Genomic DNA, 23,846 nt, shown 5'->3' with positions numbered 1-23,846 from the left:
CCGTGTCTCGCGAAAGCGACAGTCTGCCGCCGAACATCCGCGGCACACTGTCGCGCTGACGGCACAGACCGCGGGCCGTGCCGGGACGCTGTCGCTTTCGCGTACTGGTCGGCCGCCATGCCCGGACGCAGAAACGGGGGCGCGGTGGTGGACCGCGCCCCCGGAAGCCGCTCCCCGAGCGGGCGCCAGGCAACCGGGCGCGCCGGGCCCGGCTCGGAGAGCGACGTCGGTGCTGTGTCGCGACGACGGGGACGAGCCCCGGAACGTGATTGCCGCGTCCCGACGATGCTATGCACCGGGGTACGTGGCGACAAGGCCGAGCTGTCCCCAATTCGGGGGACCCGTGTTCCGAGACCGTGCCACGCGCGGGGTGCGGTCGGGTCGAGAGTCGCCCGGTCCTCCTGTATGGTGGTCGGAGCGCTCGCGAGAGTGCTTGGAGACGTCGCATAGTCCGGCCGAGTGCACCACCCTGCTAAGGTGGAGTCCCCTTTAGGGGACCGAGGGTTCAAATCCCTCCGTCTCCGCACTCCACGAAACCCCGGTCCGATCAGACCGGGGTTTCGTCGTCTCCGTGGTGGTCTGCGCATCGCACGCACCTGGTTCCGGACACGGCACCGCGGAACGGCGTGGTGCTGTGTCCGGAACCAGGTTCCGTCGGGCTGCCGTCAGGCCGTCGGGCTGCCGTCAGGCTGCCGTCAGGCCGTCGCGACGCTCCCTGTCGAGGTCAGCTCGCCGGCCCCGCGCGAACGCCCGCGCCGCACGGCACCCATCGCGACGAGCGTCAGGGCCACGGCGGCCAGGGTGATCCCGGCGCCCGCCCAGATCGGCGAGGTGTAGCCGAGCCCGGCGGCGATGGTGAGCCCGCCGATCCAGGCGCCGAGCGCGTTCCCGAGGTTGAACGCGGCGATGTTCGCCCCGCTCGCCAGGGTCGGTGCGTGGTCCGCGTACTGCATCACCCGCGTCTGCAGGGCCGGCACGGTCGCGAACCCGAAGGCACCCATGAGCACGAGTGCGATCACGGTGAGCACGGGCGACGTCGCGACGAGGGCGAACAGTCCGAGCACGACGGTGAGGGCGACCAGCACGACGAGCAGGGTCCGGTCGATCGAGCGTGCGGCGAGCTTGCCGCCGACGAAGTTCCCGACGAACAGCCCGACGCCGAACACCACGAGCAGCCACGGCACCGCCGAGGACGGGAAGCCGGACACCGAGGTCAACGTGTACGCGATGTAGGTGAAGGCCCCGAACATCCCGCCGTAGCCGAGCACGGTCATCCCGAGCGAGAGCCACACCTGGCCGGAGCGGAAGGCGCCGAGCTCGCGTGCCAGTGACGGTGTCTCGGCCGCACGGACAGTGGGGACGAGCGCGATCACGCCGACCAGGGCGACGACGCCGATCACGACGATGGCCCAGAAGGTCGAGCGCCAGCCGAGCGCCTGGCCGAGGAACGTGCCGAACGGCACCCCGAGCACGTTCGACGCGGTCAGCCCCGTGAACATCAGGGCGACGGCCGAGGCGCGCTTCGACCGTTCGACCATGTTCGCGGCGACGACGGAGCCGATGCCGAAGAACGCACCGTGGCACAGGGCGGCGATGACGCGTCCGGACATCATCACCTCGTAGGTCGGCGCGATCGCGGACAGGGTGTTGCCGACGATGAACAGCACGAGCAGCCCGAGCAGGACGGGCTTGCGGGGGAGTCGGGTCGTGGCGGCGGTCAGGCCGAGCGCTCCGACGATGACCGCGAGTGCGTAGCCGGTGACGAGCCAGCCGGCCGTGGTCTCGGTGACGCCGTAGTCAGCCGCCACTTCGGGCAGCAGGCCGGTGATGACGAACTCGGTCAGTCCGATGCCGAATCCGCCGAGTGCGAGGGCGATGAGTCCCGCGGGCATGGGGGTTCCTTCCGTTGTGCGGTGCAGCTGTGCCGCGTACGCTGGTTGTTGCAGGCGCGGGATATCGACAGTTGCACACGCGGACTATCGGCGCAAGCAACTGCGTGCGCCCGCAACGACCGCGGCGCCGATCGCACAGCCGACCAGAAGGAGCCCGATGTCCGTCGACGACACCTCCACCGCCGTCCGCGCCCACGGCTGGCGCACCCTGGCGGCGCTGCACGGTCTGATCGAGACGCGGCTCGAGCGCGCGCTGCGGGACGTCGACCTGTCCGTCGTCGAGTTCACCGTCCTCGACGCGCTGCGCCGACAGGACGGCTTCCACATGCGCATGCAGCAGCTCGCCCGGGCCGCTGCCCTCAGCCCGAGTGCGACCACCCGCCTGGTCAACCGTCTCGAGGAGCGTGCCCTGCTGACCCGCGTCCTCTGCGCCGATGACCGCCGGGGGATGTACACGGAGCTCACCCACGCGGGTCAGGTGCTGCTCGACCGCGCGACACCGATCCACGCCGCGGCGCTCGAGGGGGCGCTCGCCGAAGCGCGCGAGGTGCCGGAGCTCGAGGAGCTCGCCGTCGCGGTCGACCGCCTCGAGGGTGCCACCGTCTGACCCGTCGACCGGGAGGCTCGGAGCGCCGCCGCCTCGCGTGCTGGGGTCGGCGGGTGGTCGCGCCTCAGGCCCGCGGCGGCCCCGTCGTCGACCGCACGACGAGCGTCGGCGGCACGAGCGTCCGGATCGGCCACGCCGAGTCCGGCGCCGGCGAGCCGATGCGGTCGATCAACCGCGCGGCCGCGAGCCGTCCGACCTCGTCGTTGTGCGGGTCCACCGTCGTCAGGCGCAGCAGGGGTGAGGCGGCGAGGGGTGTCTCGTCGTTGCCCACCACCGAGACGTCCTCGGGTACCCGGAGTCCGGCTTCGTGGACGGCGGCGATCGCGCCCATCGCCATGAGGTCGTTCGCGGCGAACACCGCGGTCAGGTCGGGGTGGTCCTGCAGTGCACGCACCGTGGCCCGGTACCCGGTCTGCTCGGAGGTCGGGCCGTCGCCGTACACCAGTGGCTCGATGCCGGACGCGACCATCTGCGCGACGGTGCCCTCGCGGCGGACCGCAGCCGGGCCTCCCGAGCCGGTGACGTGGACGATGTGGCGGTGACCGAGGCCGATCAGGTGATCCGCTGCCAACCGGCCGCCGGCGGCCTCGTCCGAGGCGACGACGTCGAGTCCGCCGGGCACGTCGGCTCGTGCGCCGGCGACGACGACGGGGGTGTCGGCCGGGACGACGAGGTCGGGGAAGCCCTCGGCGGCGAGCACGACGCCGTCGACCCGCAGGGAGACGAGGTCGTCGAACGGCGAGGAGTCGAGGTGGGCGTTCGCGCGGGTGTCCGCCAGGGTGAGTCGCAGGCCGTGCGGTGCGAGCGCGTCGCGGATGCCGTCGAGCAGGGGGACGAACCAGGGGTTGCGGAAGTCGTCGACGATGACCCCGATGGTGCGGGTCCGGGTGCCGGCGAGGATCGCGGCGGCACGGTTGGGGCGGTAGCCGAGTTCGGCGGCCGCTGCGAGCACAGCCGAGCGGCGTGCGTCGGAGACCCCGGGGTCGTCGCGGAGCACCATCGAGACGAGTGACTTCGAGACGCCGGCACGGGTCGCGACGTCGATGATCGTCGGGGGTCGTGACACGCGGCTCCTTGACAGGACATGGGGTGGTCGGGCTACAGTCTACCGACGCGTTCTGGAACGTTCCAGAATCGCACCGTACTTCTCGAAGGAGTGAACCATGAGCGACAGCATCGGCGTCGCCGTCATCGGGGCGGGCATGGCGGGCAAGGCCCACATGGCCGCGTGGCGGAACGCCCCCTCACTCTTCGCCCCGACGCTGCCGCCCGTGCGGCTCGTGTCGATCGGCGACGTCTACCAGCCCCTCGCGGCCGAGGCCGCGCAGCGCTTCGGCTACGCACGGCACGACACGGACTGGCGAGCCATCGCCGAGGCCGACGACATCGACGTCGTGAGCGTCGTCGTCGCGAACACGCTGCACCGCGAGATCGTCGAGGGCCTGTTGGCCGCCGGCAAGCACGTCCTGTGCGAGAAGCCGCTGTCGGACTCGCTCGAGGACGCACGGGCGATGGCCACCGCGGCCGCCGAGGCATCGCAGCGCGGGCTCGTCGCCCGTGTCGGCTTCACCTACCGCCGCGCTCCCGGCCTCGCCGCGATCAAGCAGCTCGTCGAGGACGGCACGCTCGGTCGCGTCCTGCACGTCTCCGGTCGCTACTGGACCGACTACGGCTCCTCGCCCGACGTGCCCTTCTCGTGGCGCTTCGCGGGTGCCCCCGGCACCGGCGCCCTCGCCGACGTCGGCTCGCACCTGGCGTACGTGGCCGAGTTCCTGGCCGGCGAGGTGCAGAGCGTCAACGGCGGCCTGTTCACGACCGCCATCACGAAGCGCCCGATCGCCGCCGGGTTCGCCCTGCGCGGCCAGGCCGTCCCGCTGACGGGGGAGTTCGCGGACGTCGAGAACGACGACTACGCCACCTTCAACGCACGCTTCGGTGACGGCTCCGTGGTGGGCTCGCTCGAGGTGTCCCGGGTCGCCACCGCGCACCCGAACGGTCTTGTCGTCGAGGTCTTCTGCGAGAACGGTGCTGCCCGCTGGGACCAGGAGCGCGCCTCGGAGATCGGCCTCGCGCTGCAGTCCGACGGCTCGCGCCTGGGCGGGTACCGCCAGGTCGTCCTCGGCCCGGACCACCCCTACGTCGCCGGCGGCATGGCGATGGACGCGCCCGGTGTCGGCTGGGGACAGAACCAGATGTTCGAGTACCAGGCCCGCGCGTTCCTCGACGAGGTCGCCGGCGTCGCCGACCCGCTGCTGGCGAACGCCACGTTCGACGACGGTGTGCACAACATGGAGATCCTCGACGCGGTGGCCCGGTCCGCCGCGGCCGGCGGGGCCGCCCTCGACGTGCCGCCCGTCCGCACCACCGAAGGAGCACACGCATGAAGCTCGGGCTGTACAACGCGATCTTCCACGACCGACCGCTCGCCGACGCCCTGGCGGCGATCGCGGGCAACGGCCTGACGGGCATCGAGCTGAACACCGGTGGGTTCCTGCCCCCGGTGCACGTGCCGGACATCGACGCGATCCTCGAGTCCGACGAGGCCCGCGACGCCTTCCTCGCCCGGTTCGAGGGCACCGGGGTCTCGATCGCCGGCCTGAACTGCAACGGCAACCCGCTGCACCCCGACCGTGCGATCGGCGACGCCCACGCCGAGGACGTCCGGCGCAGCATCCGCCTCGCCGCACGCCTCGGCCAGGACCGCGTCGTCACGATGTCGGGGCTGCCCGCGGGCGAGCCCGGCGGCACACGACCGAACTGGATCGTGAACGCCTGGAACTCCGCCGCACTCGACGTCATCGAGTACCAGTGGAGCATCGCGGTGCCGTTCTGGCAGGAGATCGACGCCCTGGCCAGCGAGCACGGCGTGAAGGTCGCGCTCGAGCTGCACCCGCAGAACGTCGTGTTCAACCCGGCGACGATCCGCGAGCTCGTGCAGCGCGGCGGCCTGACGAACGTCGGCGTCGAACTCGACGCGAGTCACCTGTTCTGGCAGCAGATGGACCCGGTGGCGGTCGTCCGCGACCTCGGCGACCTGGTCGTCCACGCCGCTGCGAAGGACGTCCGGATCAACCTGCACGCGGCGATCAACGGCGTGCTCGACAACTCGTTCCGTCGGCTGTCGCCGGACGAGCCGCGCACGAACCTCGGTGGCGACGAGTGGGCCAACGAGTGGCCGAAGCCGTCCGCGTGGGACTTCGTCGCGCTCGGCAAGGGCCACGACGAGGCGTACTGGTCGGCGTTCCTCGAAGCCCTGCGCGAGGTGGACCCGGACATGTGGGTCAACATCGAGCACGAGGACACCGAACTCGGTCGCGAAGAAGGGGTCGCGGTCGCCGCGGAGGTCCTGCGCGCAGCCGACGCAGCGCTCGCGACGCGCGCGTGAGCCGCTCCTGAGACGCACCACGCGATCCGGACGGGAGGCCCGTGGCACGTGCGCCGACCGGCGAACGTTCCACGGGCCTCCCGTCCACTGCGCATCGGTGACACGCCCACCGGGCGCTGTCACCGGACCGAGGTAGCATGCACGACACCTGTCCCGAGACGAGGAGCCCTGCGTGCCGGAGCCGACCGACCCCGCCTTCCCCCTCGAGCGCATCCGAGAGGTCGGCGACGCGATCGTCGCGTCCGTGTCGACGGTCATCGACGGCAAGACGGAGGCGATCCGCACCGCGCTCACCGTGATGCTCGCCGAGGGGCACCTGCTCGTCGAGGACGTCCCCGGCGTCGGCAAGACGGTCCTCGCGAAGGCGCTCGGCGCCTCGGTGGGCGGCTCGGTGAACCGCATCCAGTTCACGTCGGACATGCTGCCGTCGGACGTCACCGGGGTGAACATCTTCGACCAGTCCTCGAGCACGTTCCGGTTCTCACCGGGGCCGGTGTTCGCGAACGTCGTCATCGGCGACGAGATCAACCGCACGAGCCCGAAGACCCAGTCCGCCCTGCTCGAGGCGATGGCCGAGTCGCAGGTGACCGTCGACGGCGTGACCCGACAGCTCGACCGGCCGTTCATGATCGTGGCGACGCAGAACCCGATCGACATGGAGGGCACGTACCCGTTGCCCGAGGCGCAGCGCGACCGCTTCATGGCGCGCATCGCGATGGGGTACCCGAGCGTCGACGCCGAACGGCAGATGCTGGCGAACCGTGGCGGTGGCGATCCGCTGTCGCACCTGCGTCCGATCGTCGACGTCACCACCCTGCGCGCGATCATCGAGGCCGTCGCGAACGTCCACATCGCCCCCGACGTCGAGGCGTACGTCATCGCGATCGTCCGCTCCACGCGCACGCACCCCGACCTGGTGCTCGGCGCCAGCCCCCGCGCGACACTGCACCTGGCGCAGGCGGCTCGTGCCCACGCGGCGCTGCTCGGCCGGCCGTTCGTCACCCCGGACGACGTCGCGGCCCTGGCGCCGATCGTGCTCGCACACCGGCTCGTGCCGGTGGCCCGCGGGCTCGGTGGCACGGGCGAGGACACCGTGCGCGAGATCGTCGTCCGCATCGTCTCCGACACCGCCGTGCCGTTCACGGCGACCCCCGTCCGCTCCTGATGCCCGGCCGATCGGCACCGTCGTCGCTGCTGCGACGCACCGGTGCCGCGCGCTCGACGCTCGGGCGCTTCGGCCGCCGCGGGCTGTCGCTGCTCCGGCGGACGCCGTTCCCCCGCCCGACCGTGCGCGGCTGGACCGTCATCGCGATCGGCATCGGGCTGGTCGGCGGCGGACTCGTGGGCACCACCAGCGTCGCCGTGTCGGCCGGTCTGCTGCTGCTCGTGCTCGTCGTGCTCGGCATCGTGATGGCGTTCGTGGTCGCCGCGCCGCTCCGGGGCAGCCGGAGCACGGCCCGCGCGATCGTGCAGGTCGGCGAGGTCTACCGCGAGCGAATCACCCTCGGCAGCACCAGTCTGCCGATCGGTCCGCGATCGACCCTGCTCGTCCGCGAACAGCTCGAGGACGCCTTCGCGAGCGTGTCCGAGGCCGAGACGTACGCCCAGGTCGGACCCGGGCTGCCGCCGGCGGTGCTCGACGTCGAGGCGCTCGCCATGCACCGCGGCCGCACGCTGGTCGGACCGGTCACCATCCGGGTCGAGGACCCCTTCGGCCTGCTCCGCATCGACCGCCCGGTCGTCCCGGCAGAAGAGGTCGTCGTCGTCCCAGCGAGCGCACCCCTCACCGCCATCGACACCGGCGCCCTGGCCGGTGCCGTCTCCGCCGACGAAGGGCGGGTCGGGCAGGGCGGGTCCGCCGACGACAGCGAACTCCGGCCGTACCGTCCCGGCGACCCGATCCGTCGGGTGCACTGGGCGCAGAGCGCTCGTCGCGGCGAACTGCACGTCCGGCAGACCACGCAGGCGCAACCGCCCGAGGCCGTCATCGCCCTCGACGTCCGGCGCGAGTCGTACCAGGGCCTCGGGCGCGAGGACCTGGCGGAGCTGTCCGACCTGGGCGGTGACCAGGCCTTCGAACACGCGGTCGTCGTCGCTGCCAGTGTGGCCCGCGCCCTCGCTGCCCGGACGTCGCGCGTCGTGCTCGTCAGCGACGGCCCGTCGGGCAGCACCCGCCACGCCGGCGACGTCGGCGGCCTCACCGACGTGCTCGTCGGACTCGCCGACGTCCGACTCCGCAGCGACGCCCGCCCGGTGACCGAGGTCCTGCCCGAGGTGCGTGGACGGGACGTGCACGGCATGACCGCCGTCGTCACCGGCAACTGCACCGCCGAGCAGGCGGCCGAACTCGTGGCGGCGACGAGCGGATCGAGCCGCGGGATCATGGCGACGATCGTGCCGCCCGACCCCGTCGTCCGGGGGATCCTCGACCGCGGCGGCTGGCGCACCCTGGTGGTGCCGGTCGTCGGGGCGACCGCGGCCGGAGCCGCCCGGTGAGCGGCACCGCTGCGCCGTCGCGACGACCCGTCGACGTGCGCGAGGTCCTGGACCGCGACGACGACACCCGCGACACCCCCAGCACCTGGGTCGTCGCACTCGCCCCCGTCCCGGTGCTCGTCGCCGCACTCGCGATCCGTCCACTCGTGCAGGGAACCGCCTGGTGGGTGTCCGGCGTCGTGGTCGTCGCGGTGCTCGTGGCCGTCATGCTCGCGGTGCGCCGCCGGCCCCCAGGCATCCGGTTCGTCGCGCTCGTCGCCACCCTCGTGCTGTGCTCGTGCGCCGCCGCCCTGGTCAACGACGTGCAACCCCTCGGCTGGTTGGACGCCGACGGGGCGTTGGGCGAGACGCTCGCGGCCATCCGCCTGAACCCCGCTCCCTTGCCGCAGACCGACGCGATCCGTCTGGTCGTGACCGTGTCGATCGCCTGGGTGGCGGGCGTCTCGCTCTTCCTCGCCGCCATCGCCCGGATCCCGTCGCTCGCGGCCGCGCCCGCGCTCGTGATCCTCATCGTCCCGGGCATCATCACCGGACAGCCGGCGGGCACCGCCCTCGTGGTCACCACGGCGGTCGCCTTCCTCGCCCTGCTGTGGCTGTCGGTCCGGCCCGTGCAACGTGCGGTGCCGGCCGCGGTCGTCGGCGCGATCGGACTCGTCGTGGCGATCGGCCTGCCCGCGATCGTGCCGCTCAACGCGAGCTGGCTGTCCGGCGTCACCGGTGCCGTCCAGTCGCCGATCCAGCCCGGTCGCCCCGGCACCCTGCTCGAGCTGGGCAACGACCTGCGGCAGCCGAGCGAGCTCGAGGTGCTCCGCTACCGGTCGTCCGACGGCCAGCCCGAGTACCTCAAGCTCGCCGACCTGGACGAGTTCGGTACCGGGGACTGGGTACCGACGGTCACCAACGCCGCCGATGCCGACACCGCCGACCAGCAGCAGTGGGCCGAGGGCGTGAACCCCCGGCTGGCGACACGCGGCGACGTCACGGTCCGGATCACCGGGTTGTCCAGCACCTACCTGCCGGTGCCGTCCGGCGCGGTGTCGATCGATTCGCGGTCCACCAACCTCGACCTGTCCCAGTGGCGCTGGATGGGTGCCTCGAGCACCGTGCGGTCGACCGGTCCGGCCACGCCACGCGGTGCCACGTACGAGGTCTACGGCGCCTCGACCTTCGCCAACGCGTACCTCGACGCCGTCGCGGCCTCGGGCGCCCTGTCCCGTGCCGACGGCCGGGGCTTCCGCGAGCCGAGCGGCGACCAGCTGCAGACCGACCTGACGCTGCCGGACGACCTGCCCGGGAACATCTCGTCGACGGCCGAACGGGTGGCCGGGGCCTCGTCCGACGACTACGCCCGGGCCCGCGCGCTCGAGCAGTGGTTCCGCAGCGACCTGTTCACCTACTCCGAGACCGCCCCCGTCGAGCAGGGCTACGACGGCGACAGCATGGACGTCGTCTCGACCTTCCTGCGGGTGCGTGAGGGGTACTGCGTGCACTTCTCGTCGGCGATGGCCGTGATGGCCCGCACGCTCGGCATCCCGTCCCGCATCGCGGTGGGGTACCGGGCCGGGTCGGCGCAGCCCGACGGTGAGTACGCGGTGTCGAACCGGCAGCTGCACTCCTGGCCCGAGCTGTACATCCAGGGCGCCGGGTGGGTCGCCTTCGAGCCGACGCCGGACTCCGACGCGGCAGCGCAGCCGTCGACGGAACCGACGGCGACCCCGACCCCTGCGACCCCGGAATCGCCGCTCCCCGCGCCCGAGCAGTCCGCCCCCGCCGAGTCCTCCGCGACGCCGACCCCCTCGGCATCGGCGCTGCCCGGTGCGTCCAGGGCCGCGGGCGGCAGCGGTCCGGCCGGCTTGCTCTTCGGCGCGGCACTCGTCCTCGCGTTGCTCGTCGCGCCCGGTCTGGTCCGCGCGCTCCGGCGGCGATCGCGGTTGTCCGCCGTCGCTGCCGGGCGCTCCCCGGCGGTGAACGCCTGGCGCGAGGCCCTCGACGACGTCGCCGACCACGGGTACGCCCCGGGACTGGCTCCACCGGGCGACGCAGCGGCTGCGGCCCGGACCGCCCGAGCCGTCCTCGGGCGACTCCGTCCGGTGCTGCCGGCCTCGGTGATCCCGCACCTCGACGCCGTGGTCGATGCCGTCGACCGTGAACGGTTCGCGGGTGCCGGGGTCGCCTCGGTCGACGGCGACGCGCTGGTGCGGCACGTCCAGCAGGCGCGGGACGCCCTCGACGCCGCGGCGTCCGGTGGGAGGGTGGTGCGGTCGCGCCTGCTGCCGCCGAGCCTGCTGCCGTCGTCGGCGTGGTCGCACGAGGGCCGTCGCCGCTCCCGTCGCCCGGCCTGACCCCCGGCTGGCCGCGGCACCGTGCGGGGATCGCCGGCTGGTGCGAGGTTGGCGGCTCCGTGCGGTGCTCCAGCCGGTCACCGAGCGGTCAACACGGCACGGGATGGCCGCCGCCGCACCGTGCGCCGCCGCACCGTGCGCCGCAGCACCGTGCGCCGCAGCACCGTGCTCCACCGGATCAGCGGCGGACGACCGCCTCGACCAAGGCCGCGATGGTCTCACCTGGATCGACGCCCGGCAGCGCGGGGCCGTCGAACACGATGCCGACGTTCGCCCCGATCAGCACGGTGGCGAAGGTGTCGAGCGGCATGCCGGCGTCGACCTCCGGGTGCGCCCCGAACCACAGCCGTACCAGCTCGTGCACACCGTCCTGCAGCACCCGTCGCTGCCGCACGAACTCGGGCAGGAAGTCCGGGTGCCGGATCGCGTAGGCGCGGAACTCCGACAGCAGGGCGAACTGTGCGCGCTGGTCGTGCCGCCCGAAGGCCGCCCGGACGACGTCGCCGATGTCGGTCGCCGCGATGTCGGCGCGGACGAGTTCGCGCAAGGACTCGAGCACCAGGTTCGTCCCGCGCTGCATGACCTGCGCGAGCAGGTCCTCCTTCGACGAGAAGTTCGAGTAGACCGCGCCCTTGCTGAACCCGGCACGGGCGGCGACGTCGTCGAGCCGTGCACCGTGTACGCCCTGTTCGGCGAAGACGGCGGCGCCGGCGGTGAGCAGGCGCTCTCGGACCTCGGCGCGTGGTGTCCGCGGCGTGGGGGAGTCGGAGACGTCGTCGTTCATCGTTCCTGCAGGGGCGGGGCACCGGGATCGGAGGGCGCGGAGCGCTGGGGCGGGAGACCTGCCGCGCCGCGCGTCTGAACCCGCGCGGCATCAGCGAAGCCCCCATCACCACGTCTGCGCGGAACCGCCGCGTTCGGGTCGCGTCGGTTCGGTGCTGACGACATGAGCCGGGTCGATACCCGACGGTAGCGATGCTACGCCGGAGCCCGGACAGATGACACCCCTCAGCCGTCGAACGAGGAATCCGTCGACGTGTCGTGTTCTTCGCGGACGCTGCCAGCCCCGGTGCGTCGTCCGGGGCGTCGGAGCAGCCGGAGTGCGTCCGGTCGCAGGCTCCGCCCACGCCGCAGCAGCGAGCCGAGCGTCGACTTCGGCTGCCAGTCGCGGCCGTTCGGCAGCCCCCAGCCACGGCGGACGGCACCCCACCGGAGTCCGAGCGACAGCGCGATCGCGGCGACGATCCCGATCGTCGGCGAGCCGAGCGCGGACGCGACGACCATCACCGCCGACGCCGCGACGGCCACGGTGGCGTACAGGGCGTTCCCGCCGAACACCGCGGGCACGCGGCGGAGCAGCAGGTCGCGCATGGCGCCGCCGCCGACCGCGGTGATCGTCCCCATGATGATCGCGGCGGGCCACTCCAGGCCGGCGTCGTAGGTGCGCTGCACCCCGACCACCGCCCAGAAGCCGATCACGGCCGCGTCGAGCACGGTGAACAGGCGGTCCCAGGTGATCTCGGAGAACGACACGAAGAAGGCGATGAGCGCGCCGGCCAGGGCGACCGGCACGTAGAGCGGGTCGACGAGCGCGACGGGCGGACCGTTCTGCAGCAGGGTGTCGCGCAGCATGCCGCCGCCCAGCCCCGACACGAACCCGACGACCAGGAAACCGAACAGGTCGAAGTCCATCGCCCGGGCGATCGATCCGCCGAGCAGGGCGGACGCGAACACCCCGGCGAGGTCGAGCACGTTCGTGACCGACGCCAGGCCCTCGACGGACAGCAGGTTCATGAGAACCATCAAACCCCACGCCGGACGACTGGCGGGCCGAACGGCGGTTAGGTTAGCCTCACCTACGTCATGCTCGCCACCCTCGTCATCGGCCTCCGTGAAGGCCTCGAAGCGACGCTCATCGTCGGCATCATCGCCGCGTTCCTGCGTCGCAACCGTGTCCCCCTCGCCCCCATGTGGTTCGGCGTCGGGGTCGCCGTCGTGCTCAGCATCGCCGTCGGGTTCGGCCTGCAGGTCGTCGAGCAGGCGCTGCCGCAAGCGCAGCAGGAGGGCATGGAGGCGGTCATCGGCATCGTCGCCGTGGTCTTCGTCACCGGCATGATCGTCTGGATGCGCACCCACGCGCGCACGCTGACGAAGGAACTCGAGGCGAGCGCGACCGAGGCGCTCGGCCGCGGTACCGCGTGGGCCCTGGCCGGCATGGCGTTCCTCGCGGTCCTCAAGGAGGGCTTCGAGACCGCGGTCTTCCTCCTCGCCACCTTCCAGGCATCGTCCGACACCGGCCTCGCCGCCCTCGGTGCCGTCATCGGCATCGCCGGCGCCGTCGTCGTCGGGTACGGCATCTACACCGGCGGCGTCCGGCTGAACCTGTCGAAGTTCTTCACCGGCACCGGGGTCTTCCTGGTGTTCGTCGCCGGCGGACTCGTGCTGACGGTCCTCCGCCGGGCGCACGAGGCCGGCTGGGTCGTCATCGGGCAGCAGCGCACCGTCGACCTGTCCTGGCTCGCCCCGAACGGTTCGGTACAGGGCGCCCTGGTCACCGGCGTCCTCGGCATCCCGCCGGACCCTCGGGTCATCGAGGTGCTCGGCTGGGTCCTGTACGTCGTGCCCGTCCTGGCGTTGACGCTCTGGCCCCGCGCCTGGCGTCCGTCACCGGCACGCGTCCCCGTGGTCCGCGCCTCCGTCGCCGGCGCGCTCGCTCTCGCAGCCGCGGCACTGGCGGTCGCCGTGCCGACGGGCGGGGTCGACCTGCCGCGCACCGCTGCGGTCGGCGGCGACGCCACGTCCGTCTCGGCGGACGTCCACGGAGCGTCCGGCGTCCTCCGCGTGGCCGGCACCACCACCGGCCAGGAGGCGCGGCTGACGTTGCCGACGTCGGCCCACCGCCGCGTGACCCGCGCGGGCGTGGCCGCCGACCGGTGGCGGATCCGCACGTCGGCCACCGCCGCGGACCGCCCCGCGACGCTGACGCTCGACGACCTCGTCGACCTGTTCGGCCGGATCCCGGTGGGCATCTCACCGTCGACGAACCCCGGTCCGTTCACCGCCCGCTGGGCGGTGCGCGACACCGTGACCCTCTGGACGGTCGGTGGTGGGGTCCTGGACGCCACCCGCGAAGAACGCACGGTGCTGACGCTGAGCGACGGTGGCCTCCCGTCCGCGCGCACCACGACCCTGGACCGCTCCGTGTGGTCCGTCCCCGACTCCCGCGTCGAGCGGTCCGCCACAGCGGTGGCGACCGCGGACACGCGGGCCGCCGAGCTGCTGCTCTGGAAGGCCTGGCTGCCGATCGCCCTCGGCGTCGCGGCCGCCGCCCAGGCACTGCTCGCACTCCGTGACCGCCGTCGTCGGACGGCAGCCGTGACCCCCACCCCCGAAACCGTCCCGACACGCGGCCCACCCGCCGGGGACCCTGCAAGGAGCAACGACTATGCCGTTCGGTAAGCCCCCCGTTCGACCCATGATCACCCTCGGCGCCCTCGGCGTCGTCACCGCCCTCGCACTCGCCGGCTGCGCGAGTTCCGACGGCGCGTCCGACGGCTCCACCGACGCCGCGAAGGTCTCCCGCGTCACCATCACCCTGACGAACGACGGCTCGGACCAGTGCAAGGTCTCCGAGACGAAGGTGCCGGCCGGCCCCGTCACGTTCTCGGTGGAGAACGAGTCCTCGACCGCCATCACCGAGGTCGAACTCCTGCAGGACCAGCGGATCCTGGGCGAGAAGGAGAACCTCGCACCCGGGCTCGACGCCGTGCAGTTCACCGCGACCCTGACCGGTGGGAAGTACCAGGTGTACTGCCCCGGAGCCGACACCGAGCTCACCGACTTCACCGTCACCGGCAAGGTCGCCTCGACCGCGAACAGCAGCGCCGCCACCCTGCTCGACGAGGGCACGAAGGGCTACGCCGACTACGTCGACGGCCAGGTCACCGACATGGTCACCGCGGTGCAGCAGCTGCAGGAGGACGTCGACGCGGGCGACCTCGACGCCGCGAAGACCGACTACGCCAACGCCCGCCCGTTCTACGAGCACGTCGAGAGCGACGTCGACGGCTTCGTGAAGAAGGGCTTCAAGGCGACCGACAACGCCGGCAACCTCGACTACCTGATCGACATGCGCGCGTCGAACCTCGACCCGGCCGTCGGCTGGAGCGGGTTCCACGCCGTCGAGAAGGACCTGTTCCAGGCGGGGGAGATCACCGCCTCGACGAAGAAGACCGCCGCCGACCTGACCGAGAACGTCCAGCTGCTCGCGAAGCTCGTCCCGACCCTGGACTACAAGCCGGAGGACCTGGCCAACGGCGCGGCCGGCCTGCTCGAAGAGGTCCAGTCGAACAAGGTCACCGGCGAGGAGGAGGCGTACAGCCACATCGACCTCGTCGACCTCGCCGCCAACGTCGAGGGCGCCCGCCAGGCCTTCGCCTACCTCAAGCCGGGCCTGACGAAGCTCGACCCGACGCTGACGAAGCAGATCGCGAAGCAGTTCGACGCGACGAACACGCTGATGGACGGCTACCGGAACGCCGACGACCTCGGCGGCTTCGACACGTGGGACGCCGCGACCAAGAAGTCCGACGCCAACACGGTCTCGCAGCAGATCCAGGCACTGCAGGACCCGCTGTCCCGCCTCGCCGAGAAGGTCGCCACCGCGTGACGCACCCCGACGACGACCGCGCAGCCCGTACCGGGGTCTCCCGGCGCGGGCTGTTCGGCGCGGGACTCGCCGCGGCCGGAGCCGGTGCTGGCGCCGCTGCCGGCATCGGCGGCGCGACGGTCGCGACGGGTGTCAACCCGTTCACGGCGGCCGCGAACGGCGACGAGTCCATCGACCTGTCGCAGAGCCACCCGTTCTACGCGACCGCCGCACGGCAGCCGCAGGGCGGTGTGCAGACCGCGCCCCAGCGGTACTGCGTGTTCATGACGTTCGACCTGTCCACGAGCGTCACGACCGAACTGCAGGTGCTCCTCGCCCGCTGGTCGGCGGCGATCGCCCAGCTGCAGGCCGGCAAGACCGTCGGCAGCGTCGAGCCCGCCCACGGTGACGGCGTCGGCGCGGACACCGGTGAGGCGCTCGACCTCGGCCCGGCGTCCCTGACCGTCACCGTCGGACTCGGCCCCGGCGTCTTCGACGAGCGGTTCGGGCTGGCCGACAAGCGACCGGCCGCGCTCGCCGACGTCCCCCGCTTGCCGAGCGACAACCTGCAGGCCGGACTGACCGGCGGCGACCTGTCGTTGCAGGCCTGCGCCGACGACCCCCAGGTGGCGTACCACGCCGTCCGCGACCTGGCTCGGATGGCCCGCGGTACCGCGACCGTGCGCTGGACGGTGCTCGGCTTCGGCCGCGCGTCGGCCGGCCCGCACCAGTCGACGCCGCGCAACCTGATGGGCTTCAAGGACGGCACCCGGAACATCACCACGGACGAGGACCACGACCGCTTCGTCTGGGTCGACGAGCCGGGCGACGGTGCGGCGTGGATGACCGGCGGCACGTACCAGGTGGTGCGGAAGATCCGGATGAACATCGAGATCTGGGACGCCGACGTCGTGAGCGACCAGCAGCGCGTGTTCGGCCGGACCAAGATCGAGGGCGCACCGCTGTCCGGTGGGACCGAGCACACGACGCCGGACTTCGCGGCGACCGGCACGGACGGCGACACGAAGATCGATGCGACGTCGCACATCGCCCTGGCCGCCCACGAGGCGAACGGCGGCGTGAAGATCCTGCGCCGTCCGTACAACTACACGGACGGCCTGAACGAGTACGGCCAGCTCGACGCTGGTCTGCTGTTCCTGGCGTACATGAACGACCCGGAGCACTTCACGCAGCTGCAGCGGAAGCTCGGCGCCTCGGACCGACTGAACGAGTACATCTCGCACATCGGGTCCGCCGTGTTCGCGATCCCGCCGGCACCGCGCAAGGGGTCGTACATCGGCGAGCAGCTGTTCCGCTGAGCGTGCACGGCGCGCGCTGACGTCGCCGGGAGGGTGGGCACCCTCCGCCGTTTCCCTGGAGGCGGAGGGCGCCCGCGTCGCGGAGTCTCGTCGAACGGAACCACCGCCGACCTGAGAGGCGACCCGGCGCGACGCGTCGCGATGCGACAGGGCTGACAGTACCCCGCGGATCCCCGGATCCGCAGTGCCGGTGCTGCTATGGGACAGGGAGCGCGGCAGCGGATCCGCGCGCGGTGCGCGACGGACGTGATCCGTGCCTCCCGGAACGCCGGAACGGGCCGGCCCACGGTGGTGGGACGGCCCGTTCGGGTCGGACTGGAGGCTCGGCCTCAGTCCGTCCGGACGCTCGCGTCGGTCCGTGCGCGCTTCCGGCGCACGGCGACGAGTGCGGTGATGCCCGCCAGCAAGAGCAGGCCCGCTGCGATCCCCGGCACGGTCAGGTCCGCACCCGTGTAGGCGAGGTCACCGCCGGCGTTCGTGGAGTCGGACGGGTCGCCCGCCAGGTCCGTGCCGGTCCCGGTGCCCGCTCCGGGGTCGCTGCCGGCACCCGGGCCGCCCCCGTTCCCCGCCCCCGGGTCGGCCGGCTCCGTGGGGTCGGTCGGGTCCGTGGGCTCGGTCGGATCGGTCGGGTCGACGGCCGCGGCGAGCGGGATGGTCACGGCGAGCGTGATCGTCTGGCCGCCCGGCAGGGTGACGACGAGCGGCTCGTCCGTCGTGGCGGCGGCACGGGCAGCCGTCCGGACCGTCGCTGCGTCCGCAGACGACTCGGCGGTCGGCACGGCGAAGGTCAGCGTCGCACGACCCTGCTCGTCGTTCGTGTCGGTGATCGTCGGGTCGATCTCGGCGGTGGCGAGCTCGACGTCGCCGGCGCTGACCGACACGGTGCCGGCCGCGGCGGGGTCGTCGGTGCTGAAGACGAGCGATGACAGGTCGACCGTGATCTCGTCTCCGGGCCGGAACCCGCCCTCAGGGGTCGGCGTGACCGTGGCGCCGACGGCACGCTGGTCGGACGGCGGCGTGACCGTCGGGTTGGCCAGGAAGTAGTCGACCTGCGCCTGCAGGTCGACCTGGCCCGAGTCGGCGATGTTGGTGCCGGTCGCGAAGGCGGCGAAGTTGTCGCCACCGGTCGACAGGAAGGAGTTGACCGTCACCTTGAGGGTGTCGTCGAGGGCGATCGGCTCACCGTCGAGGGTCATGCCGGTGATGCGTTCGCCACGGCCCTTCGCGGGGTCGTAGGTGTACGCGAAGCCGTCCGAGACGCCGAGCTTGAGGAACGGACGCGGCAGGCCGTCCGGCTGCCACTGCTGCTCGAGGGCGTCCTTGATCTGCTGGCCGGTCATGTCCTCGGTGACGAGGGTGTTCGCGAACGGCTGGACGAGCGCGGCCTCCTTGTAGGTCACCGTGCCGTCCGGGTCACCGGCGCCGCTCGACGCGTAGACCATGTCCGTGCGCAGCCCGCCGGGGTTCATGAAGGCGATCTGCGAGCCGTTGCGCTCGGTCGCGGAGCGCTGTACTTCGGCGATGGAGTTGCCCAGGACGGACTCGCCGCCGCGGTTCTCGGTCGTGCGGTCCGACTGCACCGCACGACGCAGGTCGCCGGTGATCTCGCCGAGCTTCTTGCTGCCCTCGACGTCGGCGACGGCCTTCGCAGCCGTCACGATGTCGGCCACCGCGTCCACCGAGGTGGGATCGGCTGGCACGCGAGTCTCGCCGTTGACCGACTTGACCTCGGACGTGATGCCGGTGAGCTGCTTGTCGGCGTCGACGGTGAGCTGCAGGTGTCCGTAGTTCACGCCGTAGGAACCGGTCTGGATCACCGGGCGGGTCGTGCCGTCGGGACCCGCGATCGAGTGGTTGTACGTCGCGTGGGTGTGCGCCGACACGATCGCGGACACCTTCGACGAGACGTCCGAGGTGATCGTGCCGAACACGCCGGACCCGGTCGCGTCGGCGAGGGCGTTCGTGGGAGCGCCCTCGTGCACCAGCAGGACGAGCACGTCGGCCTCGCCGTTGGAGTCGACACCGTCGGTGAGCTGGTCGGCGTACTTGTTGACCTGGCTGACGATCGGGGCCATCGCGAGGCCTTCGACACCGCCGGGGCTGACGAGCCCCGGGATGAGGTCCTCGGTGGTCGCGCCGATGAAGCCGACCTTCACGCCGCCCTTCTCCACGATGGAGTACGGCTCGAACGCGGGGTCGGTCGTGCCCTCCTCCACGATGTTCGCCGAGACGTACGGCCAGTCGGCCCGGTCCTCGATGCGGCCGGTCAGGTCGTCCTGGCCCTTGTCGAGCTCGTGGTTGCCGATCGCGCTGACGTCGAGGTCCATCGCGTTGAGTGCGTCGATCGTCGGGGTGTCCTGCTGGATCAGCGAGGTGAACGTCGAGGCACCGACGTTGTCGCCGACGCTGGCGAAGATCGTGTTCGGGTTGGCCTCGCGGTACGACTGCACGACGCCGGCGAGCTTCGCTGCGCCCGCGGCCTTGTCGACGGCGGTGCCCTCGGACTCGATGCGGCCGTGGAAGTCGTTGACGTCGATGATGTCGATCGTCGTGTCGCCCTCGGCGGCGACGGCGGTGGAGGGGACGGACAGTGCGACGAGCACACCCGCGGTGGCGAAGGCCGCGCCGCTGGCGATGCGCCGTCGGCGGCGCGGAGAGGAGTGGAGGTTCATCGTCGGAGAACCTATGAGGACGCACAGCCGACCCGCCAGTGTCACCTCGAAGTCGTCACACGACGTTCACATGGACGGGGGTTCCTGCGCGATGAGGGGGCGGAGCGTGCGGTGGGCGATGCGCAGCCCCTCGAGGACCTTCTCGTCCGTGCCGCCCCAGAGCGGGTCCTCGTGCTCGACGGACAGGGTGCCGTCGAAGCCGGCCTCGTACAGACGGTCGACGACGTGCGGCCAGTCCACGACCCCGCGGCCCGGCACCCGGAAGCGCCACCACCCCATGTCCCACGGGTCGTCGCCCTTGTCGACCTTGCCGAAGAAGCCGTACTCGTTGCGCTTCGCGGGGAAGAGCTCGAGGTCCTTCGCCTGCGCGTGCACGATGTGCTCGGCGAACGGCAGGATCGTCTCGACCGGGTCGATGCCGATCCAGGTCAGGTGCGACGGATCCCAGTTCAGCCCGAAGCCGAGTCCGGTGACCCAGCCCCAGAGCTCGGGGGAGTACGCGATGTTGCCGGGGTACCCGTCGGGGTGCCAGCCCTCCATGACGCAGTTCTCGATGATCAACCGCACGCCCCGCTCGCCGGCGTAGTCGACGAGTTCGGGCAGCACCCGGTCGCCCTCGGCCATGTTCTCGCGCACGGACTTCGTGGTGTCGCGGCCGATGAACGTGCCCACGTACGGCACGCCGAGCACCTGCGCGGTGTCGATCGCGTGCCTGAGGTGGGTGCGGACTTCCTCGCGCCGGGCGAGGTCGTGGTGCAGGTTGTTCTCGTAGTACGCGAGTGCCGAGATCTCGAGGCCGGTGCGGTCGAGCAGGTCTCGGGTCGTCGCAGCGTCCTCGTCGGTGAACGTCGCCACCGGCAGGTGCGCCGCCTCGAAGTCACGGCCACCGGTGCCCGGCCACACGCCGACCTCGAGGCGCTCGTAGCCCTGTCCAGCGGCGAACTCCGCGATGCGGTCGAGGGGCCAGGCCGGCAGACAGGCCGTCAGCATGCCGAGCTTCACCGGATCTCCCGCCAGGTGGTCTCGGCGGCGCTGCCGATCACGGCGTCGATGATGTCGGCGGAGCGAGCGCCATCCGCGAAGGTCGGCAGGCCGTCCGGTGCCACACCGGTGCGGACCGCGGTGTAGGTGTCGGCGACGAAGGCGGCGAACGCGTCGAGGTACCCCTGCGGGTGGCCGGACGGCACGATGGCCAGACGCCGCTGGTCCGGGTACCCCTGCGACGGGTCGCGCACCACGATCTGGGCACCGCGCTCGTTGCCGAACCACGCGGACTCTGGCTGCTCCTGGTCGAAGGCGGCACTGCCGCGGGTGCCGTCGACCTCGAACCACAGGCGGTTCTTCCGGCCCGAGGCGACCTGCGAGATCACCACGTTGCCGATCCGGCCGGTGCGGGTGCGGAACGTCGCGACCGCGGTGTCCTCGGTGGTGACCTCGGCCCGTTCGGCGGCATCGGCGACCGGGTCGGGATCCGGTGAGCCGGAGAACGAGGGGCCCGATGCCGCGGGCCGGGTCGGGTACACGATGTCGGTCGCCGCGGACACCGAGGTGAAGCGCTCGCCGGTGACGAACTCGACCAGGTCGCACCAGTGCGAGCCGATGTCGGCGAACGCCCTGGACGATCCGCTCGAGGTCGGGTCGACCCGCCAGCTCGAGGCGTCCTCGTCGAGCATCCAGTCCTGCAGGTAGTGACCGTGCACGGCGAGCAGCCGGCCGAGTTCCCCGTCGGCGATGCGCGCGCGGATCTCGCGGACCATGGGGTGGTAGCGGTAGACGAACGGCACCGTGGCGACCACGCCGGCGTCGGCAGCCGCCGCGACGAGTTCGGCGGCCTGCGCCGGGTCGATCGCGAGGGGCTTCTCGCACACCACGTTGATGCCGGCGGCGATGACCGCCATGGCCTGCGGGTGGTGCTGGTCGTTCGGCGTGCAGATGTGCACGACGTCCGGGGTCTCCGCGATCACGTCGTCGAGCGAGGCGTACCCGCGCGGCAGGTCGAGCTGCGCCGCGACCTGGTCGGAGCGTGACGCGTTCCGGCCGAGCACGCCGAGCACCTCGGCACCCGCAGCCCGGGCCGCGCGGGCGTGGACGCCCGCGATCATGCCGGTGCCGACCACGACGACGCGGAGGCGTCGTCCTTCGTACCCACTGCTCATGGTGCTCCCTCGCGCCGGACTGACACCACCGTAGCGGCCCGGCCATCCACCGGGGCCGATGAGTACCGTCGGGGGCATGTCGAGCCTCCAGACCAGCCTGCTCATCCTCGGAGCCAGCGGCGACCTGTCCAAGCGCCTGCTCCTGCCGGGTCTCGCGACCCTGCTCGAGGTCAAGGACGACTGGGACGTCCAGCTCATCGGGGCGGGTGTCGAAGACCTCTCCGACGCCGACTGGAAGGCGCAGGTGCGCGAGTCCTTCGAGAACGCGCAGGCGTCGAAGAACGAGGGCGACGAAGGCGCGGAAGGGGAGACGTCGCTGTCCGCGCGGCTGCAGGCAGTCATCGAAGCGTCCTCCTACCGCAAGGCCGACGTCACGAGTCCCGACGACCTGCGCGCGCTGCTCGGGGCGTGCGACCACGACCCCGCGATCTACTTCGCCCTGCCCCCGGCCGTGACCGAGAAGAGCTGCGAACAGCTCGCCCACCTCGACCTGCCGAAGCGGACCCGCCTGGCGCTCGAGAAGCCGTTCGGCACCGACGCCGCCAGCGCCGAACACCTGAACGACCTGCTGCACTCGTTCATCCCCGAGGAGCGCATCCACCGGGTCGACCACTTCCTCGGTCGCTCGACGGTGCTCAACCTGATCGGGCTGCGCTTCGCGAACCGCATCATCGAGCCGCTGCTGTCCTCGCAGCACGTCGAACGCGTCGACATCGTGTACGACGAGACCCTCGGCCTCGAAGGACGCGCCCGCTACTACGACAAGGCCGGCGCCCTCACCGACATGATCCAGAGTCACCTGCTCCAGGTCATGGCGGTCGTGGCGATGGAGGCGCCGGCGTCGATCGACGCCGACGACCTGCGGACCCAGAAGGAACTCGTGCTCCGCGCCGTCCGACCGTGGGGCGGGGACGTCGTCGCCGCCGGCAAGCGCGCCCGCTACACCGCGGGCACGGTCGGCGACCGGAAGCTGCCGTCGTACGCCGACGAGGACGGCGTCGACCCGTCGCTCGGCACCGAGACCCTGGCCCAGCTGACCCTCGAGATCGCGAACTGGCGATGGGCCGGGGTGCCCTTCACACTGCGGTCCGGCAAGGCGCTCGCGAAGCAGCGCCGCGAGATCGTCATCACGTTCAAGGACTCCCCACAGGTGCCCGTCGGTCTGTCCGGCGCCGCGCAGCCGGACCGGCTCCGGATCTGGATCGCCCCGGACGAGATGCAGCTCGAGCTCAACGTCAACGGTCCCGGCGACCCGTACACGATCGACCGCACCAGCCTCGAGACGACGTTCAACCCCGGACGGCTCAGCGCCTACGGCGAGGTCCTGGCCGGTGTGCTCGAAGGTGACGCGACCCTGTCGGTCCGTGGCGACAGCGCCGTGCAGGGCTGGAAGGTCGTCGGGCCGTTCCTCGACGCGTGGAAGGCCGGCACGACGCCCCTCGACGAGTACCCGGCCGGCTCGAGCGGTCCTGAGGACTGGGACAACATCGACGCCTGACCCGGACGGCGGCGTACCGTCGGATGACGTGACCACCATCGACGACGTCCTGCAGACCGTTCCCGAACCCGCCGGCGCCGACATCCGTGTCGAGCCCGTCCACTACGACCACGAGGGCACCGACCTGCTCGGCGTGCTCGCGAAGGACGCGGCCATCGCCGGGCCCCGCCCCGCCGTCCTGGTGGTGCACGACTGGCACGGCGTGAACGAGCACGTCGAAGCGCGCGTGACGATGCTCGCCCGCCTCGGCTACGTGGCCTTCGGCGCGGACATCTACGGCGCCGGCGTCCGGCCCGGTGACGACACCGCCGGCCAGGTCGCCGGTTCGTACTACCAGGACCTGCCGCTGCTCCGGGCACGCGCCACCGCCGGACTCGAGCGGCTGCGGCAGGACCCCGACGTGGACTCCGCCCGCATCGCCGTCATCGGCTACTGCTTCGGCGGCTCCACCGCGATCGAGCTCGCACGCACCGGCGCCGACCTGGTCGGAGCGGTGTCGTTCCACGGCGGCCTCATCACGCACGACCCCGCCGACGCCTCGGCGATCCGGGCGAAGCTGCTCGTCCTGACCGGCGGAGCGGACCCCGTCGTGCCCGACGACGCCGTGCACGCCTGGCAGGACGAGATGCGGACCGAACCCGGCGTCGACTGGCAGGTCGTCACGTACGCCGGGGCCATGCACGCGTTCGCCGTTCCCGGCACCGATGCCCCCGACCACGGCGCCCAGTACCAGGAGCGCGCGGACCGTCGATCGTGGCAGGCCCTGCGTGTGTTCCTGGCCGAGGTGTTCGGCGAGGAGGCCGCGGCGCTGTGACGTCGGGGGCTCGGCTG

At 72.1% G+C, this 23,846-nt stretch carries 18 protein-coding genes and 1 tRNA gene; 12 read left to right on the top strand and 7 right to left on the bottom strand.

All coding sequences use genetic code 11. The features are described 5' to 3' along the window. Positions 1-435 precede the first annotated feature (435 nt). Positions 436-524 (top strand) — tRNA-Ser (locus tag ACGH48_RS15020). Positions 525-695: 171 nt separating this feature from the next. Here the strand turns inward: ACGH48_RS15020 and ACGH48_RS15015 are convergent. After that, positions 696-1,892 carry an MFS transporter gene (locus ACGH48_RS15015; protein WP_396289152.1) on the bottom strand — a complete coding sequence of 399 codons (1,197 nt, stop codon included), beginning with the start codon at positions 1,890-1,892 and terminating at the stop codon, positions 696-698. A 157-nt stretch (positions 1,893-2,049) separates the two neighbouring features. Here ACGH48_RS15015 and ACGH48_RS15010 point away from each other — a divergent pair, with 157 nt between their 5' ends. Continuing rightward, complete coding sequence (locus ACGH48_RS15010; RefSeq protein ID WP_123314171.1) at positions 2,050-2,499, top strand: MarR family winged helix-turn-helix transcriptional regulator; 450 nt, start codon at positions 2,050-2,052, stop codon at positions 2,497-2,499. A gap of 64 nt (positions 2,500-2,563) precedes the next feature. Here ACGH48_RS15010 and ACGH48_RS15005 read toward each other — a convergent pair whose 3' ends face one another. After that, positions 2,564-3,565 (bottom strand): LacI family DNA-binding transcriptional regulator, encoded by a 1,002-nt coding sequence (locus tag ACGH48_RS15005; RefSeq protein WP_396289151.1) that lies wholly within the window; start codon positions 3,563-3,565, stop codon positions 2,564-2,566. A gap of 97 nt (positions 3,566-3,662) precedes the next feature. Here ACGH48_RS15005 and ACGH48_RS15000 point away from each other — a divergent pair, with 97 nt between their 5' ends. From ACGH48_RS15000 to ACGH48_RS14980, 5 genes are all read left to right on the top strand, one after another. After that, positions 3,663-4,883: a Gfo/Idh/MocA family protein gene (locus tag ACGH48_RS15000; RefSeq protein ID WP_396289150.1), complete on the top strand. Its 1,221-nt coding sequence runs from the start codon at positions 3,663-3,665 to the stop codon at positions 4,881-4,883. Beyond that, on the top strand, positions 4,880-5,884 hold the full coding sequence (locus ACGH48_RS14995; RefSeq protein ID WP_396289149.1) for a sugar phosphate isomerase/epimerase family protein: 1,005 nt from the start codon (positions 4,880-4,882) through the stop codon (positions 5,882-5,884). Before ACGH48_RS15000 ends, ACGH48_RS14995 begins: the two co-directional genes overlap by 4 nt. Positions 5,885-6,056: 172 nt before the next feature. Beyond that, positions 6,057-7,049, top strand: coding sequence for a MoxR family ATPase (locus tag ACGH48_RS14990; protein WP_260233154.1), 993 nt, complete (start codon positions 6,057-6,059; stop codon positions 7,047-7,049). Further along, the gene (locus tag ACGH48_RS14985) at positions 7,049-8,380 is read left to right on the top strand and encodes a DUF58 domain-containing protein (protein ID WP_123314166.1); all 1,332 of its coding nucleotides are present in this window, start codon (positions 7,049-7,051) and stop codon (positions 8,378-8,380) included. The genes ACGH48_RS14990 and ACGH48_RS14985 overlap by 1 nt, the downstream gene beginning before the upstream one ends. Then, entirely contained in the window at positions 8,377-10,722 is a 2,346-nt protein-coding gene (locus tag ACGH48_RS14980; RefSeq protein ID WP_396289148.1) for a transglutaminaseTgpA domain-containing protein, read from the top strand. The genes ACGH48_RS14985 and ACGH48_RS14980 overlap by 4 nt, the downstream gene beginning before the upstream one ends. Positions 10,723-10,900: 178 nt before the next feature. Here the strand turns inward: ACGH48_RS14980 and ACGH48_RS14975 are convergent, their stop codons facing one another. Together ACGH48_RS14975 and ACGH48_RS14970 are read right to left on the bottom strand one after the other, a co-directional pair. Next, positions 10,901-11,506, bottom strand: coding sequence for a TetR/AcrR family transcriptional regulator (locus ACGH48_RS14975; protein ID WP_123314164.1), 606 nt, complete (start codon positions 11,504-11,506; stop codon positions 10,901-10,903). A 224-nt stretch (positions 11,507-11,730) separates the two neighbouring features. Then, positions 11,731-12,516: a trimeric intracellular cation channel family protein gene (locus ACGH48_RS14970; RefSeq protein WP_123314163.1), complete on the bottom strand. Its 786-nt coding sequence runs from the start codon at positions 12,514-12,516 to the stop codon at positions 11,731-11,733. A 69-nt stretch (positions 12,517-12,585) separates the two neighbouring features. Between ACGH48_RS14970 and efeU the strand changes: the two genes are divergently transcribed. From efeU to efeB, 3 genes are read left to right on the top strand one after another with little or no spacing between them, the layout of a single operon-like run. After that, positions 12,586-14,181, top strand: a complete 1,596-nt coding sequence (efeU, locus tag ACGH48_RS14965) for an iron uptake transporter permease EfeU (protein ID WP_396289147.1) — start codon at positions 12,586-12,588, stop codon at positions 14,179-14,181. 16 nt (positions 14,182-14,197) lie between these two features. Continuing rightward, positions 14,198-15,391, top strand: coding sequence for an iron uptake system protein EfeO (efeO, locus tag ACGH48_RS14960; RefSeq protein ID WP_396289146.1), 1,194 nt, complete (start codon positions 14,198-14,200; stop codon positions 15,389-15,391). Then, on the top strand, positions 15,388-16,689 hold the full coding sequence (efeB, locus tag ACGH48_RS14955; protein ID WP_396289145.1) for an iron uptake transporter deferrochelatase/peroxidase subunit: 1,302 nt from the start codon (positions 15,388-15,390) through the stop codon (positions 16,687-16,689). The genes efeO and efeB overlap by 4 nt, the downstream gene beginning before the upstream one ends. Before the next feature lie 329 nt (positions 16,690-17,018). Here efeB and ACGH48_RS14950 read toward each other — a convergent pair whose 3' ends face one another. The 3 genes from ACGH48_RS14950 to ACGH48_RS14940 form a co-directional block, all read right to left on the bottom strand. Then, positions 17,019-19,361, bottom strand: coding sequence for a 5'-nucleotidase C-terminal domain-containing protein (locus tag ACGH48_RS14950; RefSeq protein ID WP_396289144.1), 2,343 nt, complete (start codon positions 19,359-19,361; stop codon positions 17,019-17,021). A gap of 66 nt (positions 19,362-19,427) precedes the next feature. Beyond that, positions 19,428-20,363: a sugar phosphate isomerase/epimerase family protein gene (locus ACGH48_RS14945; RefSeq protein WP_396289143.1), complete on the bottom strand. Its 936-nt coding sequence runs from the start codon at positions 20,361-20,363 to the stop codon at positions 19,428-19,430. Further along, on the bottom strand, positions 20,360-21,517 hold the full coding sequence (locus ACGH48_RS14940; protein ID WP_396289142.1) for a Gfo/Idh/MocA family protein: 1,158 nt from the start codon (positions 21,515-21,517) through the stop codon (positions 20,360-20,362). The genes ACGH48_RS14945 and ACGH48_RS14940 overlap by 4 nt, the downstream gene beginning before the upstream one ends. Positions 21,518-21,593: 76 nt before the next feature. Between ACGH48_RS14940 and ACGH48_RS14935 the strand changes: the two genes are divergently transcribed. Beyond that, the gene (locus ACGH48_RS14935) at positions 21,594-23,015 is read left to right on the top strand and encodes a glucose-6-phosphate dehydrogenase (protein ID WP_396289141.1); all 1,422 of its coding nucleotides are present in this window, start codon (positions 21,594-21,596) and stop codon (positions 23,013-23,015) included. 28 nt (positions 23,016-23,043) lie between these two features. Next, positions 23,044-23,829 (top strand): dienelactone hydrolase family protein, encoded by a 786-nt coding sequence (locus ACGH48_RS14930; protein WP_396289140.1) that lies wholly within the window; start codon positions 23,044-23,046, stop codon positions 23,827-23,829. Positions 23,830-23,846: the final 17 nt, after the last annotated feature.

The sequence above is a fragment of the Curtobacterium pomorum genome, from assembly GCF_044497295.1.
Classification (GTDB): domain Bacteria; phylum Actinomycetota; class Actinomycetes; order Actinomycetales; family Microbacteriaceae; genus Curtobacterium.
The sequence above is the reverse complement of the archived record's forward strand: the minus strand, read 5'-3'. Positions and strand labels throughout refer to the sequence as shown.

Excerpts from the sequence above, each read along its gene's own strand:
- ACGH48_RS15015 (WP_396289152.1), bottom strand. The coding sequence starts at position 1,892 with ATGCCCGCGGGACTCATCGCCCTCGCACTCGGCGGATTCGGCATCGGA.
- ACGH48_RS15010 (WP_123314171.1), top strand. The coding sequence starts at position 2,050 with ATGTCCGTCGACGACACCTCCACCGCCGTCCGCGCCCACGGCTGGCGC.
- ACGH48_RS15000 (WP_396289150.1), top strand. The coding sequence starts at position 3,663 with ATGAGCGACAGCATCGGCGTCGCCGTCATCGGGGCGGGCATGGCGGGC.
- ACGH48_RS14995 (WP_396289149.1), top strand. The coding sequence starts at position 4,880 with ATGAAGCTCGGGCTGTACAACGCGATCTTCCACGACCGACCGCTCGCC.
- ACGH48_RS14985 (WP_123314166.1), top strand. The coding sequence starts at position 7,049 with ATGCCCGGCCGATCGGCACCGTCGTCGCTGCTGCGACGCACCGGTGCC.
- ACGH48_RS14975 (WP_123314164.1), bottom strand. The coding sequence starts at position 11,506 with ATGAACGACGACGTCTCCGACTCCCCCACGCCGCGGACACCACGCGCC.
- ACGH48_RS14970 (WP_123314163.1), bottom strand. The coding sequence starts at position 12,516 with ATGAACCTGCTGTCCGTCGAGGGCCTGGCGTCGGTCACGAACGTGCTC.
- efeU (WP_396289147.1), top strand. The coding sequence starts at position 12,586 with ATGCTCGCCACCCTCGTCATCGGCCTCCGTGAAGGCCTCGAAGCGACG.
- efeO (WP_396289146.1), top strand. The coding sequence starts at position 14,198 with ATGATCACCCTCGGCGCCCTCGGCGTCGTCACCGCCCTCGCACTCGCC.
- ACGH48_RS14950 (WP_396289144.1), bottom strand. The coding sequence starts at position 19,361 with ATGAACCTCCACTCCTCTCCGCGCCGCCGACGGCGCATCGCCAGCGGC.
- ACGH48_RS14940 (WP_396289142.1), bottom strand. The coding sequence starts at position 21,517 with ATGAGCAGTGGGTACGAAGGACGACGCCTCCGCGTCGTCGTGGTCGGC.
- ACGH48_RS14935 (WP_396289141.1), top strand. The coding sequence starts at position 21,594 with ATGTCGAGCCTCCAGACCAGCCTGCTCATCCTCGGAGCCAGCGGCGAC.